The organism is Achromobacter sp. UMC71 (genome assembly GCF_014170305.1).
GTDB lineage: Bacteria > Pseudomonadota > Gammaproteobacteria > Burkholderiales > Burkholderiaceae_B > Achromobacter.
In genome coordinates this window covers 1-21,427 of record NZ_LZZT01000051.1, presented here as the reverse complement: position 1 = coordinate 21,427, position 21,427 = coordinate 1, and the positions used below count along the sequence as shown (strand labels likewise).

Here is a 21,427-nt window from a genome sequence, read left to right as displayed (position 1 = left end):
TGATGTGCCTTACTGGCGGGGGCTGGGGCGGGGGGTGTGCTTGGCGTTTTTGTTGACCGTATCTTGGGGATGGAGGAGTTTGCGGGGCCCGCCTCGTGCCGGCCGCGCGGGCGGCCTTGCTCGGCTTACGCGGGGTCTTGCGTCATGCGATGACGCTGCGCGCTTGCGCGGGGCGGGTGGATGAACTGCGTTTGGATTGATTGGCGTGCAAAAAAAAACCGCCCGTTTCCGGGCGGCGCAAAGGAACGTTCGGCGCGCTGTATTGGCGCTGTATTGGGTCAGAGGATGCGTTTGCGGGCTTGGGTGATGATCACTTCCGCCAGCACCACCACCACGAAGATGGCGGCCAGAACCAGGGCGACGCGGTCCCACTGGAAGAGGTTCAGGGCCGTGTCCAGCGCCATGCCGATGCCGCCGGCGCCGACCAGGCCCAGGACGGCGGATTCGCGCACGTTGATGTCCCAGCGCAGCAGCACGATGGACCAGAAGGCGGGGCGGATCTGGGGCCAGTAGGCGTACCAGATGACCGAGGCCTTGCTGGCGCCGGTGGCGGTGACGGCTTCGATGGGGCCGCGTTGGGCCTCTTCGATGGCTTCGCCGACCAGTTTGCCGACGAAGCCGATGGAACGGAACGCGATGGCGAGCGTGCCGGCCAGGGCGCCGGGGCCGAAGATGGCGATGAAGAGCAGGGCCCAGACCAGCGAGTTGACCGAGCGGCTGGAAACGAGAATCAGCCGGGCCAGCATGTTGATGGTCTTGCTGGGGGTGAGGTTGTTGGCCGCGAGCAGGCCGACGGGGACGGCCATGATGACGGACAGGATGGTGCCCAGCGTGGCGATGTGCAGGGTCTCTATCAGGGCGTCGTGTACGCCTTTGGGATAGTAGGCCCAGTCCACTGGCCACATGCGCTGGAACAGGTCGGCCATCTGTTCGGGGGCGTCGTACAGGAATTCCGGTATGACTTCGACGCCGCGGATGGCCTGGACGATGGCGGCGACGACCAGCAGGTACAGGGCGAAGCGCAGCAGGCGCTGGCCCAGGCTGTAGCGTTGCCAGACGCGGGGCGTACCGGTGTCGCGCAAGGTGGGGGCGTGGGCGTTCATTGGTCTGCCTCCGCCTTGTTGACGACGGGCTTGGCGATCTTGGACGGGCTGGAGCCGATGCCGCGCGCGCCGGCGAAGCGGCTTTGCAGGATGCGGTCAAAGCCCAGGTTGTCCAGGAACACGGCGCGCACGAAGCCGGCCAGGATTTCGCCCAGCATGATGATGGCGATGAGCGTGAGCAGGATGGCGCTGACGAAGTCGTAGTCAAAGCGCTGGAACGCCGAGAACAGCGTGCCGCCCACGCCGCCGGCGCCGACGATGCCGACCATGGTGGAGTTGCGCAGGTTGGAGTCGAATTGATAGGTGGCAAAGCCGATGAAGCGCGCGAACACCTGCGGCAGCACGCCGAAGACGATGACGTTGGCGAACGAGGCGCCGGTGGCGCGCACGGCTTCGACCTGCTTGAGCGAGATTTCCTCGATGGCTTCGGTGAAGAGCTTGCCGATGAAGCCGACGGACGCGACGGTCAGCGCCAGGATGCCGGCCAGCGCGCCGAAGCCGACGGCCTTGACGAACAGGATGGCGACGATGACGGGGTGCAGTGCGCGGCACAGGGCGACGATGGAGCGCGCGGGCCACGAGACCCAGGCGGGCATCATGTTGCGCGCACCCAAAAGGCCGACAGGCAGGGCCAGGAAGATGCCCAGCACCGAGGCCAGCACGGCGATCTCCAGGCTTTCGGCGATGCCTTTCCAGAGCGTGGCGGGCTTTTCGAAGTTGGGCGGGAACATGCGCGCCAGGAAGGTGGACGCGTGGCCCATGCCGGACTCGAAGCGGCTCCAGCTGAAGTCCAGTTGGGCGGCCGCGTACACCGTGTACAGCAGCAACAACAACAGGCCGGCTTTGGCGCGGCCGGACAGGGCGAAGGGGCGCGGGCCCCGGGGATGCGTTATTCCAGCCAAGACTCGCCTCCATAGATGGTCTTGAGCATGGCGGCATCCAGGCCCTGGCCGTCGCCGTCGTAGACGACGTGGCCGCCAGACATGCCGACGATGCGGCTGGCGTAGCGGCGCGCCAGCTCGACGTCGTGGATGTTGACGATGACGGGGATGCCGGTGGCGTTGCCCTGCGCCGACAGCAGCTCCATGATTTCCACCGAGGTCTTGGGATCGAGCGACGAGGTGGGCTCGTCGGCCAGCAGCAGCTGGGGGCGCTGCATCAGCGCGCGGGCGATGCCCACGCGCTGGCGCTGGCCGCCCGACAGGGCGTCGGCGCGCTGGTCTGCAAAGCCGGCCAGGCCTACCGTGTCCAACAGCGCATAGGCATGTTCGATGTCTTCGGCCTCGAAGCGGCGGGTCCAGGCCTTGAAGGCGCTGGTGTAGCCCAGTCGCCCAGTCAGCAGGTTTTCCATGACGGTCAGGCGTTCGACCAGGTTGTATTCCTGGAACACCATGCCGATGCGCCGGCGGGCGCGGCGCAGCGATGCGCCGCGCACCCGGGCCAGATCGACGGCGCCGTCGCCCGACTCCAGCACGATTTCGCCGCGGGTCGGCTCGATAAGCCGGTTGATGCAGCGCAACAGCGTGCTCTTGCCGGTGCCGGACGGCCCGATGATGGCGGTGAGGCCCTGGCCCGCGATCTGCAGGTCGATGCCGTTCAGTACCGGCCGGCCGGCCCGGTATTCCTTGACCAGGCCGGAAATGCGTAGCGACGTCGTCATGCTGATTACTTCTTGCTCTTGGCGGATTCGCGGTCGTAGGCGGCGCGGTTGAAACTTTCGCCGCCGGATTCGGCGACCTGGCGGACGATGGCCCAGTCCTTCTCGTAGGTCACCGGGTAGAAGCGGTCGGCGCCGTCGAAGGCCTTGGACATCTCGGCCGGGAAGCGGTAGTCGTAGAAGCACTTGAGCATCTGGTCGCGGAACTTCGGCTCCAGGTCATGCGCGTAGGCGAACGACGAGGTGGGGAATTTCTCGCTCTTGTAGATGACGCGGAAATCGGCTTCCTTGACCTGGCCGCGCTCGATCATGCGCTTGAACACGTCGGAGGCGACGGCGGCGGCGTCGTAGTCGCCCGAGTTCACGCCCATGACGGACTGGTCATGCTTGCCGGAGAAGACCACCTTGTAGTCCTTGTCGGGCGTCAGGCCTTCCTTGGGGAACAGTGCTACGGGCGCCATATGGCCCGAATTGGACGACGGCGCGGTGTGCGCCAGTTTCTTGCCCTTCAGGTCGGTCAGCTTCTGGTAGGGGCTGTCTTTCTTGACGATGACGATCAGGTTGTAGCCCTGGAAGCCGTCGGCGTAGCCCTTGACGGCGAACGGCACGGCGCCGGCGATGTTCACGGCGAAGGCGGTGGGGCCGGTGGAAAAGCCGCCCACGTGCAGGCGGCCCGAACGCATGGCTTCGATTTCGGCGGCGTTGCTCTGCACCTGGTAGAACACGACGCGCTTGCCGGTGCATTCGGACAGGTGCTTGGTGAACGGCTTGAAGATGTCTTCGTACACGGCCGGGTCTTCGACCGGGGTGTAGGTGAAGACGAGCGTGGACGGCGTCTTCAGCTTGGCCGGGTCGGTGGGCGTGTCGGCCACGAGGTTCTTGTCGGCGTCGCAATACATCTGGTCGAGGTCGCCCCGGTTGGGGCAGGTGTCGGCGGCCTGGGCGGCGGACGCCCCGAAAGCGAACGCGGCCAGCGAGGCCGCTTGCAGTAGACGCAAAGCGCGCATCGTATGTCTCCTCTTATGGGGTTGAATATGACTAGTAACTGAATTCAAACATACGAGTGCGCCGAGCACACTTGGGAAAGTCCCTGCCTTTCTTTTCGGGTTTTGTTCGTTTTGTTCGCTTCTGGTTCGTTTTTGCGCGAAAAAAAAGCGGGCCCCGGAGGGGCCCGCTTTGCTTGCGCTGCGGCGGATCAGGCCCGGTAGCCGAGCTTGCGCGAGATTTCGTGGGCGCAGGCCAGCAAGGGGCGGGCGATGGCGCCGTCCCAGGACACGTCGAACAGGCCGGTGGGGCCCAGGCTGGTCAGTGCCAGCACGATGTTGCCGGTGTTGTCGAACACGGGCACGGACAGGGCATCCACGCCGGGCAGGGGATTGCCCAGGGCGCGCGCCATGCCGTGCACGCGGATGTCGGCCAGTTGCGCATCGATATTGGCGCGGCTGGCCTTGCGCGGTGGCGGTACGCTGGCGATGACCGCCGTGTCGCCTTCCTCGCGGGCGATGTAGTGCTCGCTGACCTTGGGCGGCAGCCAGGCCGCGAACACCAGGCCGGTGGCCGTGTGCAGCATGGACATCACCGTGCCCTTGCGCATATTCACGTGCACCGGGTAGCTGGCTTCAGTCATGTGGATCATGGTGGGGCCGTGCGAGCCCAGCACCGCGATGCCCAGCGTGTGGCCGATCTCGGATTGCAGCTTGGCGATCTCGGGCATGGCGATGCGCACCGGGTCCAGCCGCTGCAGGCTGACCAGGCCCATCTGCAGGGCGAAGGGCCCCAGTTCGTACTGGCCGGTGATGCTGTCCTGCTGCACCAGGCCGACACGGATGAAGCTGACCAGGTAGGGGTGGGCCTTGGCGGACGTCATGCCGGCGCCGGCGGCCAGATCGCGCAGGGTCAGCGGCTTGGCCGCGTCGACCAGCGCGGCCAGCAGCGGCACGCCCACTTCGATGGACTGGATGCTGCGGCGGCCGTCGTTGGCGGCCGGGGCGGGAGTCTTGGCGGTGGCCACGTCGCGCGCCTTATGCCGACAGGGCGCGCGGCGCCCGGGCGGCCAGCAGGCGGTCGGCCATTTCCTTGAAGCCGCCGCCGCCGTGGAACGCGGCCACATAGGCGGGGCGGTGCGTCAGGCGATGCAACTGCGACTGGATGTTGGCCACGCCGACCGACACCGGGAAATACGCGAACATCGGTTCGTCGTTGGGCGAATCGCCGATGAACAGGGTGCTGTCCAGCGCGCCCGCTACGTCCAGGCCGAATTCGCGCTGGAACAGGGTGCGAGTCATGGTCAGCTTGTCGTAGTCGCCGAACCAGCCGTTGACGTGGATCGAGCTGACCTTGGCTTGCGCGCCGGCGTCCTGGAAGATCTGGACGATGCGGCCGATGTCGGCCTCGGGCAGGGCGGGCACGTCTTCGCAGAAGTCGATGGCCAGATCGGCCACGCGGTAATCCTGGTCGCTGGCCACGGCGGCGCCGGGCACCTCGGCCAGCACCCGGTCGCGGATCGCGTCCAGCTTCTGGCGGCTGGCCTGGCGCGAGGCCGCGTCGGTCCAGTAGTGGGTGGTCATGCGGCGGGCCTGGCGGTCGTAGGCGTAATAGAAGGCGCCGTTTTCGCCGACCACGGCGCGCACGGGCCACATGCGGGCGATGTGGTCGCACCAGCCGGCCGGGCGGCCAGTGATCGGCACCACCTGGATGCTGGCTTGTTCCAGGCGTTCCAGCGCGGCGTAGGCGTCGGCCGGCAGGCGGCCCTCGGTGGTCAGCGTGTCGTCGATATCGGTCAGCACGACGCGAATCCCGGCCGCGACGGTCAAAGGCATGGCCGCAAGGGCTTGCATGGCGTTTTTCCTTGGTTTTCTAGGGTGTTCTCCGGCCGAAAGTTTAACCGGATGCCCCTGTTTGGGCGGGTCTGTCGCGCCCCGGTAGGGGTTCTGGCGCCGGGGGCGGTAAAATCCGGGCTTTCCTGCCTGGTTTACGTGCCCGCCATGTCCGTCCAGTTGTCCTCTTTGCCCGGCTCCGAGCCGGAATCCTTCGATATCGCCTCGGTCGCCGAGATCATCGCCGAGCTGCGCGCCGGCCGCATTGTCATCCTGGTCGACGAAGAAGACCGCGAAAATGAAGGCGACCTGGTCATGGCCGCCGAGTTTGTCACGCCCGAGGCCATCAACTTCATGGTCACCCACGGCCGCGGCCTGGTGTGCCTGACCCTGACCGAAGACCGCTGCCGTCAGCTGGATCTGCCGTTGATGGCCGCCCGCAACGGCACGCGATACGGCACCAATTTCACGCAATCGATCGAAGCCGCCGAAGGCGTCGAAACCGGCATTTCGGCCGCCGATCGCGCCCGCACCATCCAGGTGGCGGTGGCGCGCGACGCCAAGCCGTCCGACCTGGTCCAGCCCGGCCACATCTTCCCGGTGCGCGCCGTGCCCGGCGGCGTGCTGGTGCGCGCCGGCCATACCGAAGCTGGCTGCGACCTGACCGCCATGGCCGGCCTGACCCCGGCGGCCGTGATCTGCGAAATCCTCAAGCCCGACGGCACCATGGCACGCCTGCCCGACCTGGTCGAATTCGCCCGCCAGCACAACCTGAAGATCGGCACCATCGCCGACCTGATCCAATACCGCAGCGAGCACGAATCCATCGTCAAACGCGTGGGCAAGCGGCCCATGCAGACTGCCTGGGGCGTGTTCGAGGCTGTGGCCTACGAAGACGCGGCCACCGGCTCGGCGCACCTGGCGCTGGTGCATGGCACGGTGACGCCGGACGTCGAAACGCTGGTCCGCGTGCACGAACCTGCCTCGGTGCTGGACGTGCTGGACACCGGCGCCAGCCCGCACAGCTGGGGCGTGGCGCAGGCCCTGCAGACCATTTCCCAGGCGCCCGCCGGCGTGCTGGTCTTGATGAATTGCCAGTCGTCCACCGAACACCTGTTCGCGCAGATCGCCGGCTGGAGCGACCCCAAGGCCAATGCCAACCCCGCCAACGCCGACCGCTACGGCCTGCGCACCTATGGCATCGGCGCCCAGATCCTGCGTGACCTGAACGTGGGCCAGATGAGGCTTCTGGCCCGTCCGCGCAAGATGCCCAGCATGGCGGGCTTTTCGCTCACCATTACGGGTTACGATTGCGACCCTCTGCATACTCCCGCAACACACTGAAGGCCGACACATGAACCCTTACATCCTTACCCCCGACCTGAACGGCGAAGGGCTGCACATCGGCATCGTACGCGCCCGCTTCAATGAAGAAATCGGCCAGGCCGAGCTCGAAGCGTGCCTGAAAGAACTGGCCGAACTCGGCGTGGACGAGCGCGACGTGATGGTCGCCACCGTGCCCGGCGCCCTGGAACTGGGCGTGGCCCTGTCGCACATGGCCGAAACGTTCGAATTCGACGCCCTGATCGCGCTGGGCGCCGTCATCCGCGGCGAAACCTATCACTTTGAAGTGGTCAGCAATGAAATGGCCACGGCAATCACCCGCATCTCCCTCGAAACCGGCATCCCGGTCGCAAACGGCGTGCTGACCGTGGACACCGACGAGCAGGCGCAAGCCCGCGCCGCCGGCAAGGGCCGCGATTGCGCACAGGTGGCCGTTGAAATGGCCAACCTGGTCGCGGCGCTGGAACCCGAGGAAGAAGACGAAGACGACGAAGACGAGGACGAAGATTTTGACGACGAAGAAGACGACGACCAGCGCTGATAGCGCGGCGCAAGCCCGCGCCAACGCGCGCAGCGCACGCCGCCGTGCACGCGAATTCGCGTTGCAGGGCGTGTACGCGTGGCTGCTGCGCGGCGGCCAGGGCACGCAGGACGCCGGCGAGATCGACGCCCATCTGCGCGACACCGAGGATTTTTCCGAGGCCGACGCGCAGTGGTTCAAGACCTTGCTGCACGGAGTCCTGCGCGAAGCGCCCGCGTTGCGCGAGCGGTTCACGCCTTACGTCGACCGCCCGCTGGCCGAGTTGTCGCCCGTCGAACATGGCATCCTGCTGATCGGCAGCTTCGAACTGATTCATCACGTCGAAGTGCCGTACAAGGTTGCCATCAACGAAGCCGTGGAGCTCGCCAAGTCGTTCGGCGGCACCGATGGCTTCAAGTTCGTCAATGGCGTGCTCGACAAGCTGGCTGCCGACGTGCGCGCGCACGAGGTCCAGGCCAAGCGGTAACCCCCCCGAAGCGCTGCGCGCGCTTCCCTCAGGGGGGCGCCGCTGCGGACCGGCGGAGCCCGGATCCGCGCGGCCCGGTCCGGGGAGGCCCTTTTTTTTGAGGGGGCTGCATCCCTGGAGCTTGCTTCCCGTCCCTTGCTGGAGCGCTCTTCCCTTTGGAAGGTGCCTCCTGTTTGGGAGTCAATCCCGGCCGCTGCGCCGGACTGCGGAGTTGCCGTGGCGTCCGAATTCGACCTGATCGCTCGCTATTTCACGCGCACCGCCCCGACAGGCCTGCTGGGCGTGGGCGACGACTGCGCGTTGTTTCCCGTGCCGCCGGGCGAACAGGTGGCCACCAGCACCGATCTGCTGCTGGAAGGCCGGCATTTCTTTCCCGACGTGGATCCCAAAGCCCTGGGGCACAAGGCCCTGGCCGTGAATCTGTCCGATCTGGCCGCCATGGGCGCGCGGCCGATCGGCTGCGTGCTGGGCTTGGCGCTGCCTCGGCTCGATGAACCGTGGCTGGCCGCCTTCGCCGAAGGCTTTCATGCGTTGGCCGCCGTTCACGGCTGCCCGCTGGTCGGCGGCGACACCACGCGCAGCGCGCACGATCTGGCGATCAGCGTGACCGTGTTCGGCGCGGTGCCCGCGAACGCCGCGCTGCGCCGCGACGGCGCCCGGGCGGGTGACGATATCTGGGTATCCGGCGAGTTGGGCGCGGCCGATGTGGCCTACCGCCTGCTGGACGGTCAATACCCGGCCGACTCCGAACTGCTGGCCGCTACCCGTGGAGCGCTGGAGTGGCCTGAACCGCAGGTGCCGCTGGGCCTGGCGCTGCGCGGCATCGCGCATGCCGCCATCGATATCTCCGACGGCCTGTTGCAGGACCTGGGCCATATCCTGACCGCCAGCCGGGTGGACGCGGTGCTGCACGAAGACCGCATGCCGGCCGCCGCCGCGCTGGCCGGGCTGCCGGCGGATGCGCTGCGCCGCGCGGTGCTGGGCGGCGGCGACGTCTACCAGCTTTGCTTCACCGCGCCGGCAGGCCGCCGCGACGCCGTGCTGGCCGCCGCACGGACGGCCGGGGCGCGCGTGACCCGGGTGGGCGGCATCGTGGCGCACGAGCCGGTCCAGGAGGCGATACAGGCATCTTCCGTCACGCGTGCCGGCGATTCGTCCGCGATACCGGGCGCGGCGCGGCCTCGCCTGGTGGTGCTGGATGCCACGGGCCAGCCGCTAGCGCAGTTACCCGCAGGGTTCGATCACTTTCCAGGGGCATGACGAGGGGTTGCGCCGCCTGACTTGCCGGCGCAATACCGCCGTCCAATACCGTCTGTTAACCAGGCCCCGTCCCAGCAACGCCATCCAGCCATCCGATTCCCGCCACCGCCACATACTGCCCATGCCGTCCTCTTCCCCTCGCTCTCTTTCCATGCGCGAACGCTCGCGCGCCGTTTACCCGTCCCTGGCCTGGGTCTGCCGTGATCCGGGGCGGTTGATCGCCTTCGGGCTCGGCAGCGGCTTGGTGCGGCCTGCGTCGGGCACCTGGGGCACGCTCCTGGCCTGGGCCATCTGGGTCGCCGCGGCGCCCGCCGCGTCCGACCTGGCCATCGGCCTCTTCCTGGCGCTGGCCTTCCTGTACGGTTGCTGGGCCTGCGACCGCGTCGGCCGCGAACTCCAGCAGCCCGATCATGTCGGAATGGTGTGGGACGAGATGGTGGCGTTCTGGCTGGTGCTGTGGCTGACGCCGGCCGGCTTGTTGTCGCAGGCGCTGGCGTTCGTGCTGTTTCGCACGTTCGACATCGTCAAGCCGCCGCCCATCAAGTTCTTCGACGCCCGCCTGAAGGGCGGCTTCGGGGTAATGTGGGACGATATCGTCGCGGCCGGATACGCCTTGCTCATCATGGCGCTGGTCGTGCGCACAGGAGTCTTGGGATGAACCAGCAACACGAAAGCACCCGGTCCAATCTGTCGGCGGAGCAGCTGGCGCACGCCACCTCGCTGGGCCTGGCCGAGCGGGTGGGCGACACGCTGCGGCGCCAAGGCCTGGTCCTGGGCACGGCCGAATCCTGCACCGGCGGCCTGCTGGCCGGCGCCGTGACGGCCGTGGCGGGGTCCAGCGAATGGTTCGACCGCGGCTTCATCACCTACAGCAACGAGGCCAAGGTGGCCGAGCTGGACGTCTCGCCCGACGCCTTGCACCACTTCGGCGCGGTCAGCGAACCCGTGGCGCTGGAAATGGCCAACGGCGTGCTGCTGGTGACGCCAGGGGCGCAGGTGGCGGTGTCCACCACCGGCATCGCCGGCCCCGGCGGCGCCACGCCGGGCAAGCCCGTGGGTATGGTGTGCTTCGGCTTTGCCATGCGGGTGGGCGACGGCATCAGCAGCCGCGCAGTGACGCACGTGTTTGCCGGCGACCGGGCGCAAGTGCGCCAGGCGGCGGTGGAATACGCGCTGCGGGGAGTATTGGAACTGCTGGGGGCGCCGGTCAACCGGCGTTGAACGGATCGGGGCCTGGCGGCCGCGCATCCGAAAGAAAGGGTCCGGGACCGCGGCGCCAACGCCGCGGATCGGACAAGCAGGGGCTGCGCGCCCCTGCAAGCACGGATCAGCGCACCGCGTTGATCGCGTCGCGCAGGCCGAGGGCGGCCTGGCCGGCGGCTTCGCGCCAGTCGTCGCCGCCGCTGGCGTAGATGATGGCGCGCGACGAGTTGATCATCATGCCGCTGCGGGCCGCGTTGGCGCCCGCATTGACGGTGGCGGTGATGTCGCCGCCCTGGGCGCCGATGCCGGGCACCAGCAGGGGCACCGCATCGCCGATGCGCTGACGCACGGCGGCCAGTTCGTTCGGGAAGGTCGCGCCCACCACCAGGCCGCATTGGCCGTTGGCGTTCCATTTGTCGGCCACCAGCCCGGCCACGTGCAGGTACAGCGGTTCGCCGTTATCCATTTTCAGGAATTGCAGGTCGGAGCCGCCCGGGTTGGACGTGCGGCACAGCACGATCACGCCGCGGTCGCGCCAGGCCAGGTAGGGCTCGACCGAGTCCAGGCCCATATAGGGGCTGACGGTCAGGGCGTGCGCCTGGTAGCGCTCGTAGGCTTCGCGGGCGTAGTTCTCGGCGGTCGAGCCGATGTCGCCGCGCTTGGCGTCCAGCACGATGGGCAGGTCGGGGTGCTTGTCGCGGATGTGCTGGCACAGGGCTTCGAGCTGGTCTTCGGCGCGGTGCGCGGCGAAGTAGGCGATCTGGGGCTTGAAGCTGCACGCGTAGGGCGCGGTGGCGTCGACGATGTCGCGGCAGAACTGGAAGATCGCATCGGGCTTGTCCTGCAATTCGCGCGGAAAGCGTTGCGGATCGGGATCCAGCCCGACTTGCAGCAGCGAGTTGCGGGAGGTCCAGGCGTGTTCGAGTCTTTGGAGGAAATTCATGGGGGAGTCTAGTGCAGTTTGACCCGGGGACGCGTGCGCCGCATGAGCAGGCGGGCCAGGGCCAGGGAGGCGGTGCGCGAGATGCCCAGCACCGCTTTGTGGTGCATCAGGTGCAGGCTCATGTACATCAGGCGCGCCAGTGTACCGCTTACGAACAGGCCTCGTCCGGCCAGTTTGCCCATCAGGCTGCCCACGCCGGCGTCCTGGCCCAGCGACACCAGCGAGCCGTGGTCTTCATAGACGTAGGGCGTGGTCGGCTCGGCCGCGCCGCGCAGGCGGGCGGTGAGCTTCTTGGCCAGGTAGTCGGCCTGCTGGTGGGCGGCCTGGGCGCGGGCTGGTACCGTGCGGCCGTCGCGCCACGGCGCGGCGCAGCAGTCGCCCAGCGCCAGGATGTGCGGATCGGCGGTTTCCAGGCGTTCGTTGACCTCGACCTGGCCCAGCTTGTTCAGCGGCAGGTCCAGCTCGGCCAGCAGGGCCGGGCCCTTGATGCCGGCGGCCCACATGCACAGCTGGGCGGGGAATTCGCGGCCATCGGCGGTCTTGACCGAATCGGCGGTGACTTCCGATACGCGGCACGCGGTTTCGACGCGGATACCCAGTTCGGTCAGCCGGGCGGTGGCCGCGGTGGAGATTTTTTCGGGCAGCGCCGACAGGATGCGCGGCGCGCCTTCGACCAGCGTGATCGCCAGGTCGCGTTCGGCGCGGAAGTTCGGCAGGCCGTAGGCGCTGACGACGTGGCTGGCTTCGGTGAGTTCCACGGCCAATTCGACGCCGGTGGCGCCGCCGCCGACGATCACCAGATCGAGCCGGGCAGACGGGTTGCGCACCTTGGCCTGGTCCACCAGCGCCATCGCCTTGAGCATGGTCAGGCGGAACTGTTCGGCGTTTTCGGTGGTGTCCAGCGTCACGGCGTGGTCGGCCGCGCCGGGGGTGTTGAAGAAGTTCGAGGTGCTGCCCAGGGCCAGCACCAGCGTGTCGTAGGCCAGCTCGCGGCGCGGCAGGACTTCCTGGCCCTGCGAGTCGGAAACGGGGTCGATCGTGACCAGCCGGCGTTCGCGATCGACCCCGACCAGCGGACCCTGCGCGAACGAAAAGCCGTTCATGTGCGCCAGCATCAGGTAGGACAGGCCTTCCTGGTGGATGTCCAGCGTGCCGGCCGCCGCTTCGTGCAGCGAGGGCTTCCAGATGTGGAACGGGCGGCTGTCGACCAGGGTGACGTGCTGACGGCCGTGGATGCGGCCCAGCTTGGCGGCCAGTTCGAGGCCGCCGGCACCCCCGCCGACAATGACAATGCGTTCCGGGGAGGCTGGCTTGGTGTTAGGCATCATGGCTCCCAGTATAGAGGCGGGGGCCCTGCGGCGTGCAAGCCGGGGGCCGGATTCAGTGCATCACGAACCGGCTGACGGCCACGCCGACCCAGACGGCCACCGTGAACAACAGCAATAGCATAACGGCGGCGCTGCCCAGGTCCTTGGCGCGGCCCAGCAGCGGGTGGGTGTCGACCGACAGCGCGTCGGCCAGGGCTTCGATCGCCGAATTCAGCAGTTCCACCGCCAGCACCAGGATCACGGTGCCGATCAGGAAGAAGACTTCGACCGTGGTGCGGCCCAGAAAGAAGGCGGCTGGAATCAGCAGCACGGCCAGGGCCAGTTCCTGGCGGAACGCCGCTTCGTACTTGATGGCGGCCTTCAGGCCCTGCAGCGAGTAGCGCAGCGCATTCAGGATGCGGCGCAGGCCGCCGGTGCTTTTGTAGGGCGAGTGGTGCGGATGGGTGGACATGGGGTGCGTGATAAGACCGGGTGTGGCGGCTTTTTAACAGATATGGGTTGCCGCTGTAGCCTGGGGCGATGCGTCCCGGCGCGGGCGGCGTTTTGGTGTCATATTAAGTTACGTTTTGCCTTCGCCGCGGCCTTGGGATACCCTGGCGCGAATTCCCACCAACGCGCCTATCTGCAGGCCATATGGCAGACGCATGACGGCGCCCTACGGCACTGCAATCCATGCTGGAACGCTTGAACACGGAGTCGTTGCCGCGTCTGCCCGCAGACGTGGAAAAACCCGCCTATGACCGCGGCCGGCTGACGCCGGGCATCGTGCATCTGGGCTTGGGGGCATTTCATCGCGCGCACCAGGCCCTGGCGACGGACCTGGCCATGGCCGCCAGCCAGGACCTGTCCTGGGGCATTCTGGGCGTATCGCTGCGCAGCGCGGCCACGCGCGATGCCTTGACGCCGCAGGACGGGCTGTACACGCTGGCGCTGCGCGACAGCGGCCCGGACGGTGAACCCCGGGAACAGCTCCGGGTGGTGGGCGCGGTGCAGCGCGTCATGGTGGCCGAAGAAGACCCCAATGCGGTGCTCGAGCGCATCGCCTATCCGCAGACGCGCATCGTCAGCCTGACCATCACCGAGAAGGGCTATTGCCATGAGCCCGCCACCGGCCATTTGCGCTGGGACGATCCGGACATCCTGCACGATCTGGACAACCCGATCCGCCCGCGCAGCGCGATCGGCCTTCTGGTTTACGGCCTGGCGCTGCGCCGCGAGCGCGGTTTGCCGCCGCTGACGCTGCTGTCCTGCGACAACCTGCAGGCCAACGGCGACACCCTGCGCAGTCTGGTGCTGGCGTTTGCGCTGCGGATCGATGTGGCGCTGACCAGCTGGATCGACAAGCACTGCACCTTTCCGAATTCCATGGTCGACCGCATCGTGCCGGCCACCCGCGACGACGACCGCGAACGCATCGCGCAGCGGCTGGGCGTGCAGGACGCGTGGCCGGTGGTGGCCGAGCCCTACCTGAACTGGGTGATCGAAGACAAGTTCGCCGCCGGGCGCCCTGCCTGGGAAGCAGCGGGCGCAACCTTCGTGGCCAACGCCGCGCCCTACGAGCGGCTGAAGCTGCGCATGGTGAACGGTCCGCATTCGGCGCTGGCCTATCTGGGGGCGCTGCTGGGCATCGGCACGATCCACGAGGCGGCCGCGTTGCCGCCGTTGCGCGCGTTTCTGGACGACATGATGCGCCACGAGATCGCGCCGACGCTCAAGGGCATTCCAGACGTCGGGCTCGAAGGCTACCGCCACCGCTTTCTGGCGCGCGTGGCCAATCCGGCGTTGCCGCATCCGACGCAGCAGATCGCCATGGACGGTTCGCAGAAGTTGCCGCAGCGTCTGCTGGCGACCATCCGCGAGCGGTTGCGCGGCGGCGACGACATCCGCCGGCTGGCGCTGGCGGTGGCCGCGTGGCTGCATTATCTGCGCGGCGAGGACGTAGCGGGGAGGCGCTACCCGATCCAGGACCCCCTGGCCGGACCGGTGACCAAGCTGCTGGCGCGGGCCGACGTGGCGGCGCGCGCGGCCGCGCCCAATCAGGCCGCGCATCGCCGCGCCATGGTGCTGGCGGGCTACCGGCCGGTGTTTGGCGACCTGGGCAAGAAGCCGGTCTTCATTGCCGCACTGGCCGCGCAGCTGGAAACGCTGCGCGAGCATGGCGTGTTGCATGCACTGGAGGCGGTGGCGCGTGAACCGGCGCCCGCGATGCCGGCGCCGGATGCCGTCGATGCCGTGGCGGTCGCGCCGCTGCGCGAACCGGTCAGCGTGGGCGCATAGCAAGCTCGCGTCAAGCGGCCCTGATGCCCGCCCGGCGCATCAGGGCGCACGGCCCGATATTGCGATACGGGCGCGGCCCTACACGCCCAGGTACTGCAGCAATCTCGGTTCGTCGTCGATAAAGGCCTGTGACGTGCCGGTCCACGCCACGCGGCCTTTTTCCACGATGGCGTGGCGATCGGCGGTGGCCAGCAGCGGCTCCAGGTTCTTGTCGATGCACAGCACTGCCAGGCCGGTGCGTTTCAGGCTTTCCAGCGCCTGCCAGATTTCTTCGCGCACCACGGGCGCCAGCCCTTCTGTGGCTTCATCCAGGATTAACAGGCGCGGGTTGGTGAGCAGCGCCCGGCCGATGGCCAGCATCTGCTGCTCGCCGCCCGACAGGTGGCTGCCCAGGTGGCGCGCGCGCTCGCCCAGCCGCGGAAACAGCGCGTAGACGCGGTCCAGCGTCCAGGGCGCCGCCAGGCCTTGGCGGTTGTGCGCGGTGGCGATCAGGTTCTCGCGCACCGACAGGTTGGGGAACACGTGGCGGCCTTCGGGCACCAGGCCGATGCCGCACTGCGCCACCTTGTACGACGGCAAGGGCGTGATGTCGCGGCCGCGGAAGGCGATCGCGCCTTGGCTCGCGCGGTTCAGGCCCATGATGGCCTTCACGGTGGTGGACTTGCCCATGCCGTTGCGGCCCAGCAAGGTGACGAATTCGCCGGGGCCGATGTCCAGGTCGATGCCGAACAGCGCCTGGCTGGCGCCATAGTGCGCGGTGACGCCGCGCAGGGACAGCAGCGGCGCGGCGGATGCGCGGGAATGCGGATCGGGATGCATGCCGGCGCTCATGATGCCGCTCGCGCCAAAGCCGCTTGCGCGCGGCGGCCGGCGTGGCCGCGTTCACTGCCCAGGTAGCATTCCCGCACCTGGGGGTCGCGGCGGATGTCGTCGGCGCTGCCGCAGGCCAGGGCGCGGCCGTAGACCAGCACCGTGATGCGGTCCGACAGGGCGAAGACGGCTTGCATATCGTGTTCCACCAGCACAATGGTGTATTGCCCGCGCAGCCGCTGCAGCAGCTGCGTCATGGCCTCGGATTCATGCTGGCTCATGCCCGCCATGGGCTCGTCCAGCAACAGCAGCGTGGGCCGGCAGGCCAGCACCATGGCCAGCTCCAGCTGGCGCAATTCGCCGTGCGCCAGTTCGCCGGCCGGCGTGTGGGCGCGGCCGCTCAACCCGGCCAGCTCCAGCGCCTCGCGGGCCGGGTCCAGCAGGGCCGGCGTGGACAGCACCGGCCGCCAGAAGCGGAAGCTGTGGCCGCGCCGCGCCTGCACGGCCATGGCAACGTTTTCCAGCGCGGTGAAGGGCTTGAAGACCGAGGTGATCTGGTAGGACCGCGCCAGTCCGTGGCGCACGCGCTTTTCGACCGGCATGCGGGTGACGTCCAGGCCGTTCAGCAGCACCCGGCCGCCGTCGGGCCGCAGCTCGCCGCTGAGCTGGCCGATCAGCGTGGTCTTGCCCGCGCCGTTGGGGCCGATCACGGCGTGCAGCTCGCCGCTGGGCACGTCCAGCGACAGGCCGTCGGTGACGGTCAGTCCGCCGTAGCGCTTGACCAGGCTTTCCACGCGCAGGGCGCTCATCGCGGTTCTCCGGTGGGGCGCGGCGCGGCCCGCAGGCCGCCCACGCGCCAGGGCGTGTCCGACAGTCCGCCATACAGACCGCGGCGGGACGCCAGCACCACGCCGACGATCAACAGGCCCATGACCAGCATCCAATGGTCGGTCAGCAGCTTCAGGCCTTCTTCCAGTAGCAGGAAGGCCAGGGCGCCCGCGACCGGGCCGAACAGCGTGCCGATGCCGCCCAGCGCCACCATTACGATCAGCTCGCCCGAGGTGGTCCAGGCCAGGTAGGACGGTGACACGTACAGGGTCAGGTTGGCCAGCAGCACGCCGGCCACGCCGGACACCATGGCCGATATCACGTAGGCCGCCAACCGGTAGCGCAGCGTGGCGAAACCCAGCGCGCGCATGCGCCGCTCGTTGGCCTGGCAGCCGCGCAGCGCCATGCCGAAAGGCGCATGCACCAGGCGGTGCAGCCCGGCCAGCGTGAGCAGCAGCACGCCGAACGCCGCGTAGTACAGCGCCAGCGGCGTATCCAGCCGGAACAGGCCGAAGTCGCTGCCGGAAAACAGCGACATGCCGTCGTCGCCGCCGAAGCCGTCCAGCCCCGTCGCCAGGAAATAGAACATCTGCGCGAATGCCAGGGTGATCATGATGAAAGCGATGCCGGACGTGCGCATCGCGATATAGCCGCTGACCAGGCCGACCACCGCGCAGGCGCCCAGGGCGGCGGTCAGGTGCAGCCAGCCGTTGTCGATGCCGTAGTGGTTCAGCACGCCGACGGCGTAGGCGCCCAGGCCCAGGTACAGCGCGTGGCCGAAGCTGACCATGCCGCCATAACCCAGCAGCAGGTTCAGCGCCAACGCGGCAATGCCGTACACCAGCACGCGCCCGAACAGGGCCAGCAAAAAAGGTTCGCCTTGCCATTGCGCATACAGCGGCACCAGGGCCAGCGCCAGCAGCAGAAGGCCGGCGGTGAGCTTGCGCGGAGAAAGTTCAAGCATGTTGCGCGCCCCTTATCCGTGCCGCACGGGAAACAGGCCTTGCGGCCGCAGCGCCAGCACCAGCGCCATGACGATATAGATCAGCATCGACGCGATCGCCGGCCCCGCCGCGTTGGCGGCCGCGGGTGACAGCAGCGCGCGCAGCAGCGCCGGCAGCAGCGCGCGGCCCAGCGTGTCGATCAGGCCCACCATCAGCGCGGCCAGGAAGGCGCCGCGCACCGAGCCGATGCCGCCGATGACGATGACCACCAGCGTCAGGATCAGGATCGGCTCGCCCATCCCGGTCTGGGCCGACAGGATCGGGCCGGCCATCAGCCCGGCCACCCCGGCCAGCACCGCGCCCAGCACGAACAGCAGCGTATTCAGCCGCGCGATATTCACGCCCAGCGCGCCCACCATCATGCGGTCGGTGGAGCCGGCGCGGATCAGCATGCCCAGCCGGGTGCGGTGGATCAGCACATAGCAGCCCGCCGCCACGGCCAGGCCGGCCACGATGATCAGGAAGCGGTAGAGCGGATACGTGACGCCCAGCAGGTCGATGGTGCCGGACAGCCACGACGGCAATCCCATGCTGATGGGCGCGGGGCCCCAGATGATGCGCGTGAGCTCATTGAAGAACAGGATGAAACCGAAGGTGGCCAGCACCTGGTCCAGGTGTTCGCGCGGATACAGCCGCGCCAGCGCGATGCGGTCCAGCAGCAGGCCCAGCAGCGCCATGCCGGCCACCACGGCGGCGGCCGCGAGCAGGAACGAGCCGGTGTGGCGGAACACGGTGGCCGCGATGAAGGCGCCCATCATGTACAGCGAACCGTGCGCCAGGTTGATGAAGTTCATGATGCCGAACACCAGCGTCAAACCGGCGGCCAGCAGGAAAAGCAGGATACCCAGTTGCAGGCCGTTCAGGGCCTGCACCAGCAGCAGCGTCGCGGACATGGAGCCTTACCTCTCATCTGCCTCGGCGGCCCGGTTGCGCGGGCCGCCAGGGCTTCATTTCATGACGCACTGCGTGGCGTACTGATCCGATACTTTGGACAGGTCGGGAAAGATGGGGCCCTTGTTGACGAAGCCCACCTTGCCGTCCGCGCCCTGCGTCACGTCGGCGCGGAAGAAGCCGGCCACCGGGAAGTGATTGGGCTGATAGCGGAATTCACCGCGCACCGATTGAAAATCAGCGGCCTCCAGCGCCTTGCGCAACGCTTCCTTGTCGTCGACCTTGCCGCCGGTGCGCTTGAGCGCCGAGCCGATCAGCTGCGCCGCGTCCCACGACTGGGCGGCGTAGCTGGACGGTTCGCGGCCGTACTTTTGGCGAAAGGCCGCGGCAAAGGCCTTGTTGGCGGCGTTGTCCAGGTCGGGCGAGTAGGGCACGTTGGTGACGGCGCCCAACGCGTCCTGCCCCAGCGCGGGCAGGGTGGCGCCGTCGATGGTGTCCACCGACAGCAGCGGGATCTTGCCGAACAGGCCCGCCTGGCGGTACTGCTTGACGAAATTCACGCCCATGCCGCCGGGAAAGAACACATAGGCGGCGTCCGGCTTGGCGTCGGCCAGCGCGGCCAGCTCCACCGAGTAGTCGGGCTGGTTCACCTGGGTGAACACCTCGTTGACCACCTGACCCTGGTAGAAGCGCTTGAAACCGGCCATGGCGTCCTTGCCGGCCTGGTAGTTGGGCGCCAGCAGATAGACCTTCTTGAAGCCCATCTGGTTGGCCATCTCGCCGCTGCCTTCGTGGCGCTGGGTGTTGTTCCACGAGGTCGAGAAAAAGAACGGCGAACAGTCCTTGCCGGCCAGGTTGGTGGGGCCGGCGTTCGAGCCGATCAGGAACACGCCCGCGCTGGTCACGGGCCGGGCCACCGCCAGCATCACGTTGGAATAGACCACGCCGGTGATGATGGGCACCTTGTCGCTTTGCACCAGCTTGCGCGCGGCCTGCACGCCGACTTCGGGCTTGAACTGGTCGTCTTCCTTGATGACCTGCACGGGCACGCCGCCCAGCTTGCCGCCGCCTTGTTCCACGGCCAGCATGAAGCCGTCGAGCTGGTCCTGCCCCAGCACCGAGCCGGGGCCGGTCAGCGTGGTGAGCAGGCCGATCTTGACGTCGGCCCAGGCGGGCGCGCCGTGGGCCAGGCCCAGGGCCGCTACGGCGGCCAGCAGATGGATGCGTTTCATGGTGATTCCCCTTGCGTTGCCGTGTCTCACGGTCATGTGGTGGCGATGCGGTGTTCAGTGGCCCAGGCCAAAGAACGCCACGGTGTTGCCGAACAGAATTTTTTGCTGCACGGCCGGCAGCAGGCCGGAATGCGAAACCAATTTGCCGACTTCCTGTTCGCCCAGCGGGTACGGATAGTCCGAGCCCAGCAGCACGCGGTCTTCGCCCATCACGTCGATCAACAGGCGTAGCGAGCGCGGATCGAACACGGCGCTGTCGACGTAGAAGCGATCGGTATACGACGAGGGCAGTTGCGGACAGTCTTCGCGGATGATGTCGCGATGGCGCCAGGCGTTGTCCACGCGACCCAGCAAGAAAGCGAAGCTGCCGCCGCCGTGGGCGAAGCACAGCTTCAGGCTGCGCGGAATGCGTTCGAAGGCGCCGGACAGAATCAGCGACAGGATGCCGAGCTGTGTCTCGGCGGGCATGGCGACCAGCCAGGGCAGCATCCATTTCTTCATGCGGCCGTCGGTCATCATGTCCCAGGGGTGCACCAGCACCGGGATGTCGTCGTTGGCGCAATGCACCAGGAATTGCACCAGCGTGTCGTCGTCCAGGTCGCGCGGGCCGACGTGGTTGCCGATCTGCACGCCCAGGTGGCCGGCGGCGCGGGCGCGCGAGGCTTCGCGGCAGGCCAGGTCCAGGTCTTGCAGCGGCACCTGGGCCAGGGCCTTCAGGCGGGCGGGGGCATGGGCGCAATGTTCCAGCGCCAGGTCGTTCATGCGGGCAGCCCAATCGGCGGCGGCCTGGGCGGGATAGGTGTAGCCGAACATCACGGGCGTGGCGCACAGGATCTGCACGTCTACGCCATGGCGGTCCATTTGCGCGACGCGCAGGGCCGGATCCCACAGCGTGGCGTCGACGGGGCGGAACGGGCGGTCGCCGGCCATGATCTGGCCGGTCGAGCCGTCGCCGTCGCGCCGCAGCCAGGGAGCGTTGACGGGGTCCAGCGCCGCCGCTTCCCGCCGTGTGATCGGCGGAAAGAAGTGGGCGTGCATGTCGATTTTCTGGGTCATGGGTGAGGCGTGCGGCAAGCGTGGGTGGAGGCGGCGTGTTGCGGATCGAGCGGGGGCAGCGTATCCGTCAGGCCGGCGCGGGTTGCGTGGCCGGCGCTTGCGCCTTGCCGGGGTGAATGGCGCCGCAGCCGGGGCAGGTGCGCTTCTGTTCGCTGCCGTAGAAGGCCTGGAACAGGGGCGGCAGGTCGGTGACGATGCTCTTGAGCTGGACTTCGACGCGGTGCACCAGGTGGCCGCAGTGGGGGCAGTACCACTCGAAGCCGTCGAGCAGGCCGAGCGGGCGCTGGCGCTCGATGACCAGACAGGCGCTGTCGGTTTCGGGACGCTGCGGCGAATGGCGCACGTGGGGCGGCAACAGGAAGATGTCGCCTTCCTTGAGGTCGACGCGTTCGGGCTTGCCGTCGATCCAGAGCGAGAGCCAGGCGTTGCCGCGGACTTGGTAGAAGAACTCTTCCAGCGGATCGTCGTGATAGTCGGTGCGATGGTTGGGACCGCCCACGACGGTGACGATGAAGTCGGCGTCCTGCCAGATCTGCTGGTTGCCGACGGGGGGCTTGAGCAGGTGGGCGTGGTCTTGGATCCAGCGCTGGAAATTCAAGGGCGGGCCGTAGGCGGGCATGGCGGTCTCCGGGAGGGCTCGGGCTTGGGGGTTGATGGGAGTCTAGGCT

The 21,427-nt window shown here is 68.0% G+C and carries 23 protein-coding genes; 7 read left to right on the top strand and 16 right to left on the bottom strand.

From position 1 onward, the window contains the following. Positions 1-278: 278 nt before the first annotated feature. The 6 genes from phnE (A9974_RS25810) to A9974_RS25785 form a co-directional block, all read right to left on the bottom strand. Positions 279-1,103, bottom strand: coding sequence for a phosphonate ABC transporter, permease protein PhnE (phnE, locus tag A9974_RS25810; RefSeq protein ID WP_183007023.1), 825 nt, complete (start codon positions 1,101-1,103; stop codon positions 279-281). Then, on the bottom strand, positions 1,100-1,996 hold the full coding sequence (gene phnE / locus A9974_RS25805; RefSeq protein WP_183007025.1) for a phosphonate ABC transporter, permease protein PhnE: 897 nt from the start codon (positions 1,994-1,996) through the stop codon (positions 1,100-1,102). The genes phnE (A9974_RS25810) and phnE (A9974_RS25805) overlap by 4 nt, the downstream gene beginning before the upstream one ends. Next, the gene (phnC, locus tag A9974_RS25800) at positions 1,993-2,763 is read right to left on the bottom strand and encodes a phosphonate ABC transporter ATP-binding protein (protein ID WP_183007022.1); all 771 of its coding nucleotides are present in this window, start codon (positions 2,761-2,763) and stop codon (positions 1,993-1,995) included. The genes phnE (A9974_RS25805) and phnC overlap by 4 nt, the downstream gene beginning before the upstream one ends. Positions 2,764-2,768: 5 nt before the next feature. Further along, a complete protein-coding gene (gene phnD / locus A9974_RS25795; RefSeq protein WP_025139469.1) occupies positions 2,769-3,767 on the bottom strand; it encodes a phosphate/phosphite/phosphonate ABC transporter substrate-binding protein in 999 nt (332 codons plus the stop codon). 188 nt (positions 3,768-3,955) lie between these two features. Beyond that, complete coding sequence (locus A9974_RS25790; protein WP_025139470.1) at positions 3,956-4,771, bottom strand: IclR family transcriptional regulator; 816 nt, start codon at positions 4,769-4,771, stop codon at positions 3,956-3,958. 10 nt (positions 4,772-4,781) lie between these two features. Then, positions 4,782-5,597, bottom strand: coding sequence for an HAD-IIB family hydrolase (locus tag A9974_RS25785; protein WP_183007021.1), 816 nt, complete (start codon positions 5,595-5,597; stop codon positions 4,782-4,784). Between the two features lie 147 nt (positions 5,598-5,744). Between A9974_RS25785 and ribBA the strand changes: the two genes are divergently transcribed. The 6 genes from ribBA to A9974_RS25755 all read left to right on the top strand — a co-directional run bounded on the left by ribBA (position 5,745) and on the right by A9974_RS25755 (position 10,408). Beyond that, positions 5,745-6,920 (top strand): bifunctional 3,4-dihydroxy-2-butanone-4-phosphate synthase/GTP cyclohydrolase II, encoded by a 1,176-nt coding sequence (ribBA, locus tag A9974_RS25780; protein WP_183007020.1) that lies wholly within the window; start codon positions 5,745-5,747, stop codon positions 6,918-6,920. A 10-nt stretch (positions 6,921-6,930) separates the two neighbouring features. Further along, positions 6,931-7,461, top strand: coding sequence for a 6,7-dimethyl-8-ribityllumazine synthase (gene ribH, locus A9974_RS25775; protein WP_006391339.1), 531 nt, complete (start codon positions 6,931-6,933; stop codon positions 7,459-7,461). Next, the gene (nusB, locus tag A9974_RS25770; protein WP_183007019.1) at positions 7,430-7,927 is read left to right on the top strand and encodes a transcription antitermination factor NusB; all 498 of its coding nucleotides are present in this window, start codon (positions 7,430-7,432) and stop codon (positions 7,925-7,927) included. The genes ribH and nusB overlap by 32 nt, the downstream gene beginning before the upstream one ends. A gap of 216 nt (positions 7,928-8,143) precedes the next feature. Continuing rightward, positions 8,144-9,187, top strand: coding sequence for a thiamine-phosphate kinase (thiL, locus tag A9974_RS25765; protein WP_183007018.1), 1,044 nt, complete (start codon positions 8,144-8,146; stop codon positions 9,185-9,187). Positions 9,188-9,338: 151 nt separating this feature from the next. Then, positions 9,339-9,845 carry a phosphatidylglycerophosphatase A gene (locus tag A9974_RS25760; RefSeq protein ID WP_183007017.1) on the top strand — a complete coding sequence of 169 codons (507 nt, stop codon included), beginning with the start codon at positions 9,339-9,341 and terminating at the stop codon, positions 9,843-9,845. Then, entirely contained in the window at positions 9,842-10,408 is a 567-nt protein-coding gene (locus A9974_RS25755; protein ID WP_183007016.1) for a CinA family protein, read from the top strand. Before A9974_RS25760 ends, A9974_RS25755 begins: the two co-directional genes overlap by 4 nt. 106 nt (positions 10,409-10,514) lie before the next feature. Here the strand turns inward: A9974_RS25755 and pyrF are convergent, their stop codons facing one another. Genes pyrF through A9974_RS25740 form a run of 3 tightly spaced genes read right to left on the bottom strand, consistent with a single transcriptional unit; the run spans position 10,515 to position 13,112 of the window. After that, entirely contained in the window at positions 10,515-11,333 is an 819-nt protein-coding gene (gene pyrF, locus A9974_RS25750; RefSeq protein WP_183007015.1) for an orotidine-5'-phosphate decarboxylase, read from the bottom strand. Between the two features lie 8 nt (positions 11,334-11,341). Then, positions 11,342-12,658, bottom strand: a complete 1,317-nt coding sequence (locus tag A9974_RS25745) for an NAD(P)/FAD-dependent oxidoreductase (protein WP_370539683.1) — start codon at positions 12,656-12,658, stop codon at positions 11,342-11,344. Between the two features lie 55 nt (positions 12,659-12,713). After that, positions 12,714-13,112 carry a diacylglycerol kinase gene (locus A9974_RS25740; protein WP_183007013.1) on the bottom strand — a complete coding sequence of 133 codons (399 nt, stop codon included), beginning with the start codon at positions 13,110-13,112 and terminating at the stop codon, positions 12,714-12,716. Between the two features lie 221 nt (positions 13,113-13,333). On the opposite strand from A9974_RS25740, the gene A9974_RS25735 reads away from it, so the two are divergent. Further along, positions 13,334-14,938, top strand: coding sequence for a mannitol dehydrogenase family protein (locus A9974_RS25735; protein WP_183007012.1), 1,605 nt, complete (start codon positions 13,334-13,336; stop codon positions 14,936-14,938). Positions 14,939-15,016: 78 nt separating this feature from the next. Here A9974_RS25735 and A9974_RS25730 read toward each other — a convergent pair whose 3' ends face one another. The 7 genes from A9974_RS25730 to A9974_RS25700 form a co-directional block, all read right to left on the bottom strand. Continuing rightward, a complete protein-coding gene (locus A9974_RS25730) occupies positions 15,017-15,769 on the bottom strand; it encodes an ABC transporter ATP-binding protein (RefSeq protein ID WP_255468324.1) in 753 nt (250 codons plus the stop codon). After that, positions 15,766-16,557: an ABC transporter ATP-binding protein gene (locus A9974_RS25725; RefSeq protein ID WP_183007011.1), complete on the bottom strand. Its 792-nt coding sequence runs from the start codon at positions 16,555-16,557 to the stop codon at positions 15,766-15,768. The genes A9974_RS25730 and A9974_RS25725 overlap by 4 nt, the downstream gene beginning before the upstream one ends. Then, entirely contained in the window at positions 16,554-17,540 is a 987-nt protein-coding gene (locus A9974_RS25720; RefSeq protein ID WP_183007010.1) for a branched-chain amino acid ABC transporter permease, read from the bottom strand. The genes A9974_RS25725 and A9974_RS25720 overlap by 4 nt, the downstream gene beginning before the upstream one ends. Positions 17,541-17,552: 12 nt before the next feature. Next, positions 17,553-18,473, bottom strand: coding sequence for a branched-chain amino acid ABC transporter permease (locus tag A9974_RS25715; protein ID WP_183007009.1), 921 nt, complete (start codon positions 18,471-18,473; stop codon positions 17,553-17,555). Positions 18,474-18,527: 54 nt separating this feature from the next. Continuing rightward, entirely contained in the window at positions 18,528-19,703 is a 1,176-nt protein-coding gene (locus A9974_RS25710) for an ABC transporter substrate-binding protein (RefSeq protein WP_183007008.1), read from the bottom strand. Positions 19,704-19,757: 54 nt separating this feature from the next. Then, positions 19,758-20,759: an amidohydrolase family protein gene (locus tag A9974_RS25705; protein ID WP_183007007.1), complete on the bottom strand. Its 1,002-nt coding sequence runs from the start codon at positions 20,757-20,759 to the stop codon at positions 19,758-19,760. 67 nt (positions 20,760-20,826) lie between these two features. Continuing rightward, the gene (locus A9974_RS25700; RefSeq protein ID WP_183007006.1) at positions 20,827-21,378 is read right to left on the bottom strand and encodes a 3-hydroxyanthranilate 3,4-dioxygenase; all 552 of its coding nucleotides are present in this window, start codon (positions 21,376-21,378) and stop codon (positions 20,827-20,829) included. Positions 21,379-21,427 lie beyond the last annotated feature (49 nt).

Excerpts from the sequence above, each read along its gene's own strand:
- A9974_RS25755 (WP_183007016.1), top strand. The coding sequence starts at position 9,842 with ATGAACCAGCAACACGAAAGCACCCGGTCCAATCTGTCGGCGGAGCAG.
- phnD (WP_025139469.1), bottom strand. The coding sequence starts at position 3,767 with ATGCGCGCTTTGCGTCTACTGCAAGCGGCCTCGCTGGCCGCGTTCGCT.
- A9974_RS25740 (WP_183007013.1), bottom strand. The coding sequence starts at position 13,112 with ATGTCCACCCATCCGCACCACTCGCCCTACAAAAGCACCGGCGGCCTG.
- A9974_RS25715 (WP_183007009.1), bottom strand. The coding sequence starts at position 18,473 with ATGTCCGCGACGCTGCTGCTGGTGCAGGCCCTGAACGGCCTGCAACTG.
- phnE (WP_183007023.1), bottom strand. The coding sequence starts at position 1,103 with ATGAACGCCCACGCCCCCACCTTGCGCGACACCGGTACGCCCCGCGTC.
- pyrF (WP_183007015.1), bottom strand. The coding sequence starts at position 11,333 with ATGAATTTCCTCCAAAGACTCGAACACGCCTGGACCTCCCGCAACTCG.
- A9974_RS25760 (WP_183007017.1), top strand. The coding sequence starts at position 9,339 with ATGCGCGAACGCTCGCGCGCCGTTTACCCGTCCCTGGCCTGGGTCTGC.
- A9974_RS25700 (WP_183007006.1), bottom strand. The coding sequence starts at position 21,378 with ATGCCCGCCTACGGCCCGCCCTTGAATTTCCAGCGCTGGATCCAAGAC.
- A9974_RS25745 (WP_370539683.1), bottom strand. The coding sequence starts at position 12,658 with ATGCCTAACACCAAGCCAGCCTCCCCGGAACGCATTGTCATTGTCGGC.
- A9974_RS25710 (WP_183007008.1), bottom strand. The coding sequence starts at position 19,703 with ATGAAACGCATCCATCTGCTGGCCGCCGTAGCGGCCCTGGGCCTGGCC.
- A9974_RS25720 (WP_183007010.1), bottom strand. The coding sequence starts at position 17,540 with ATGCTTGAACTTTCTCCGCGCAAGCTCACCGCCGGCCTTCTGCTGCTG.
- ribBA (WP_183007020.1), top strand. The coding sequence starts at position 5,745 with ATGTCCGTCCAGTTGTCCTCTTTGCCCGGCTCCGAGCCGGAATCCTTC.
- phnC (WP_183007022.1), bottom strand. The coding sequence starts at position 2,763 with ATGACGACGTCGCTACGCATTTCCGGCCTGGTCAAGGAATACCGGGCC.
- A9974_RS25705 (WP_183007007.1), bottom strand. The coding sequence starts at position 20,759 with ATGACCCAGAAAATCGACATGCACGCCCACTTCTTTCCGCCGATCACA.
- A9974_RS25785 (WP_183007021.1), bottom strand. The coding sequence starts at position 5,597 with ATGCAAGCCCTTGCGGCCATGCCTTTGACCGTCGCGGCCGGGATTCGC.
- A9974_RS25735 (WP_183007012.1), top strand. The coding sequence starts at position 13,334 with ATGCTGGAACGCTTGAACACGGAGTCGTTGCCGCGTCTGCCCGCAGAC.
- A9974_RS25730 (WP_255468324.1), bottom strand. The coding sequence starts at position 15,769 with ATGAGCGCCGGCATGCATCCCGATCCGCATTCCCGCGCATCCGCCGCG.
- A9974_RS25725 (WP_183007011.1), bottom strand. The coding sequence starts at position 16,557 with ATGAGCGCCCTGCGCGTGGAAAGCCTGGTCAAGCGCTACGGCGGACTG.
- ribH (WP_006391339.1), top strand. The coding sequence starts at position 6,931 with ATGAACCCTTACATCCTTACCCCCGACCTGAACGGCGAAGGGCTGCAC.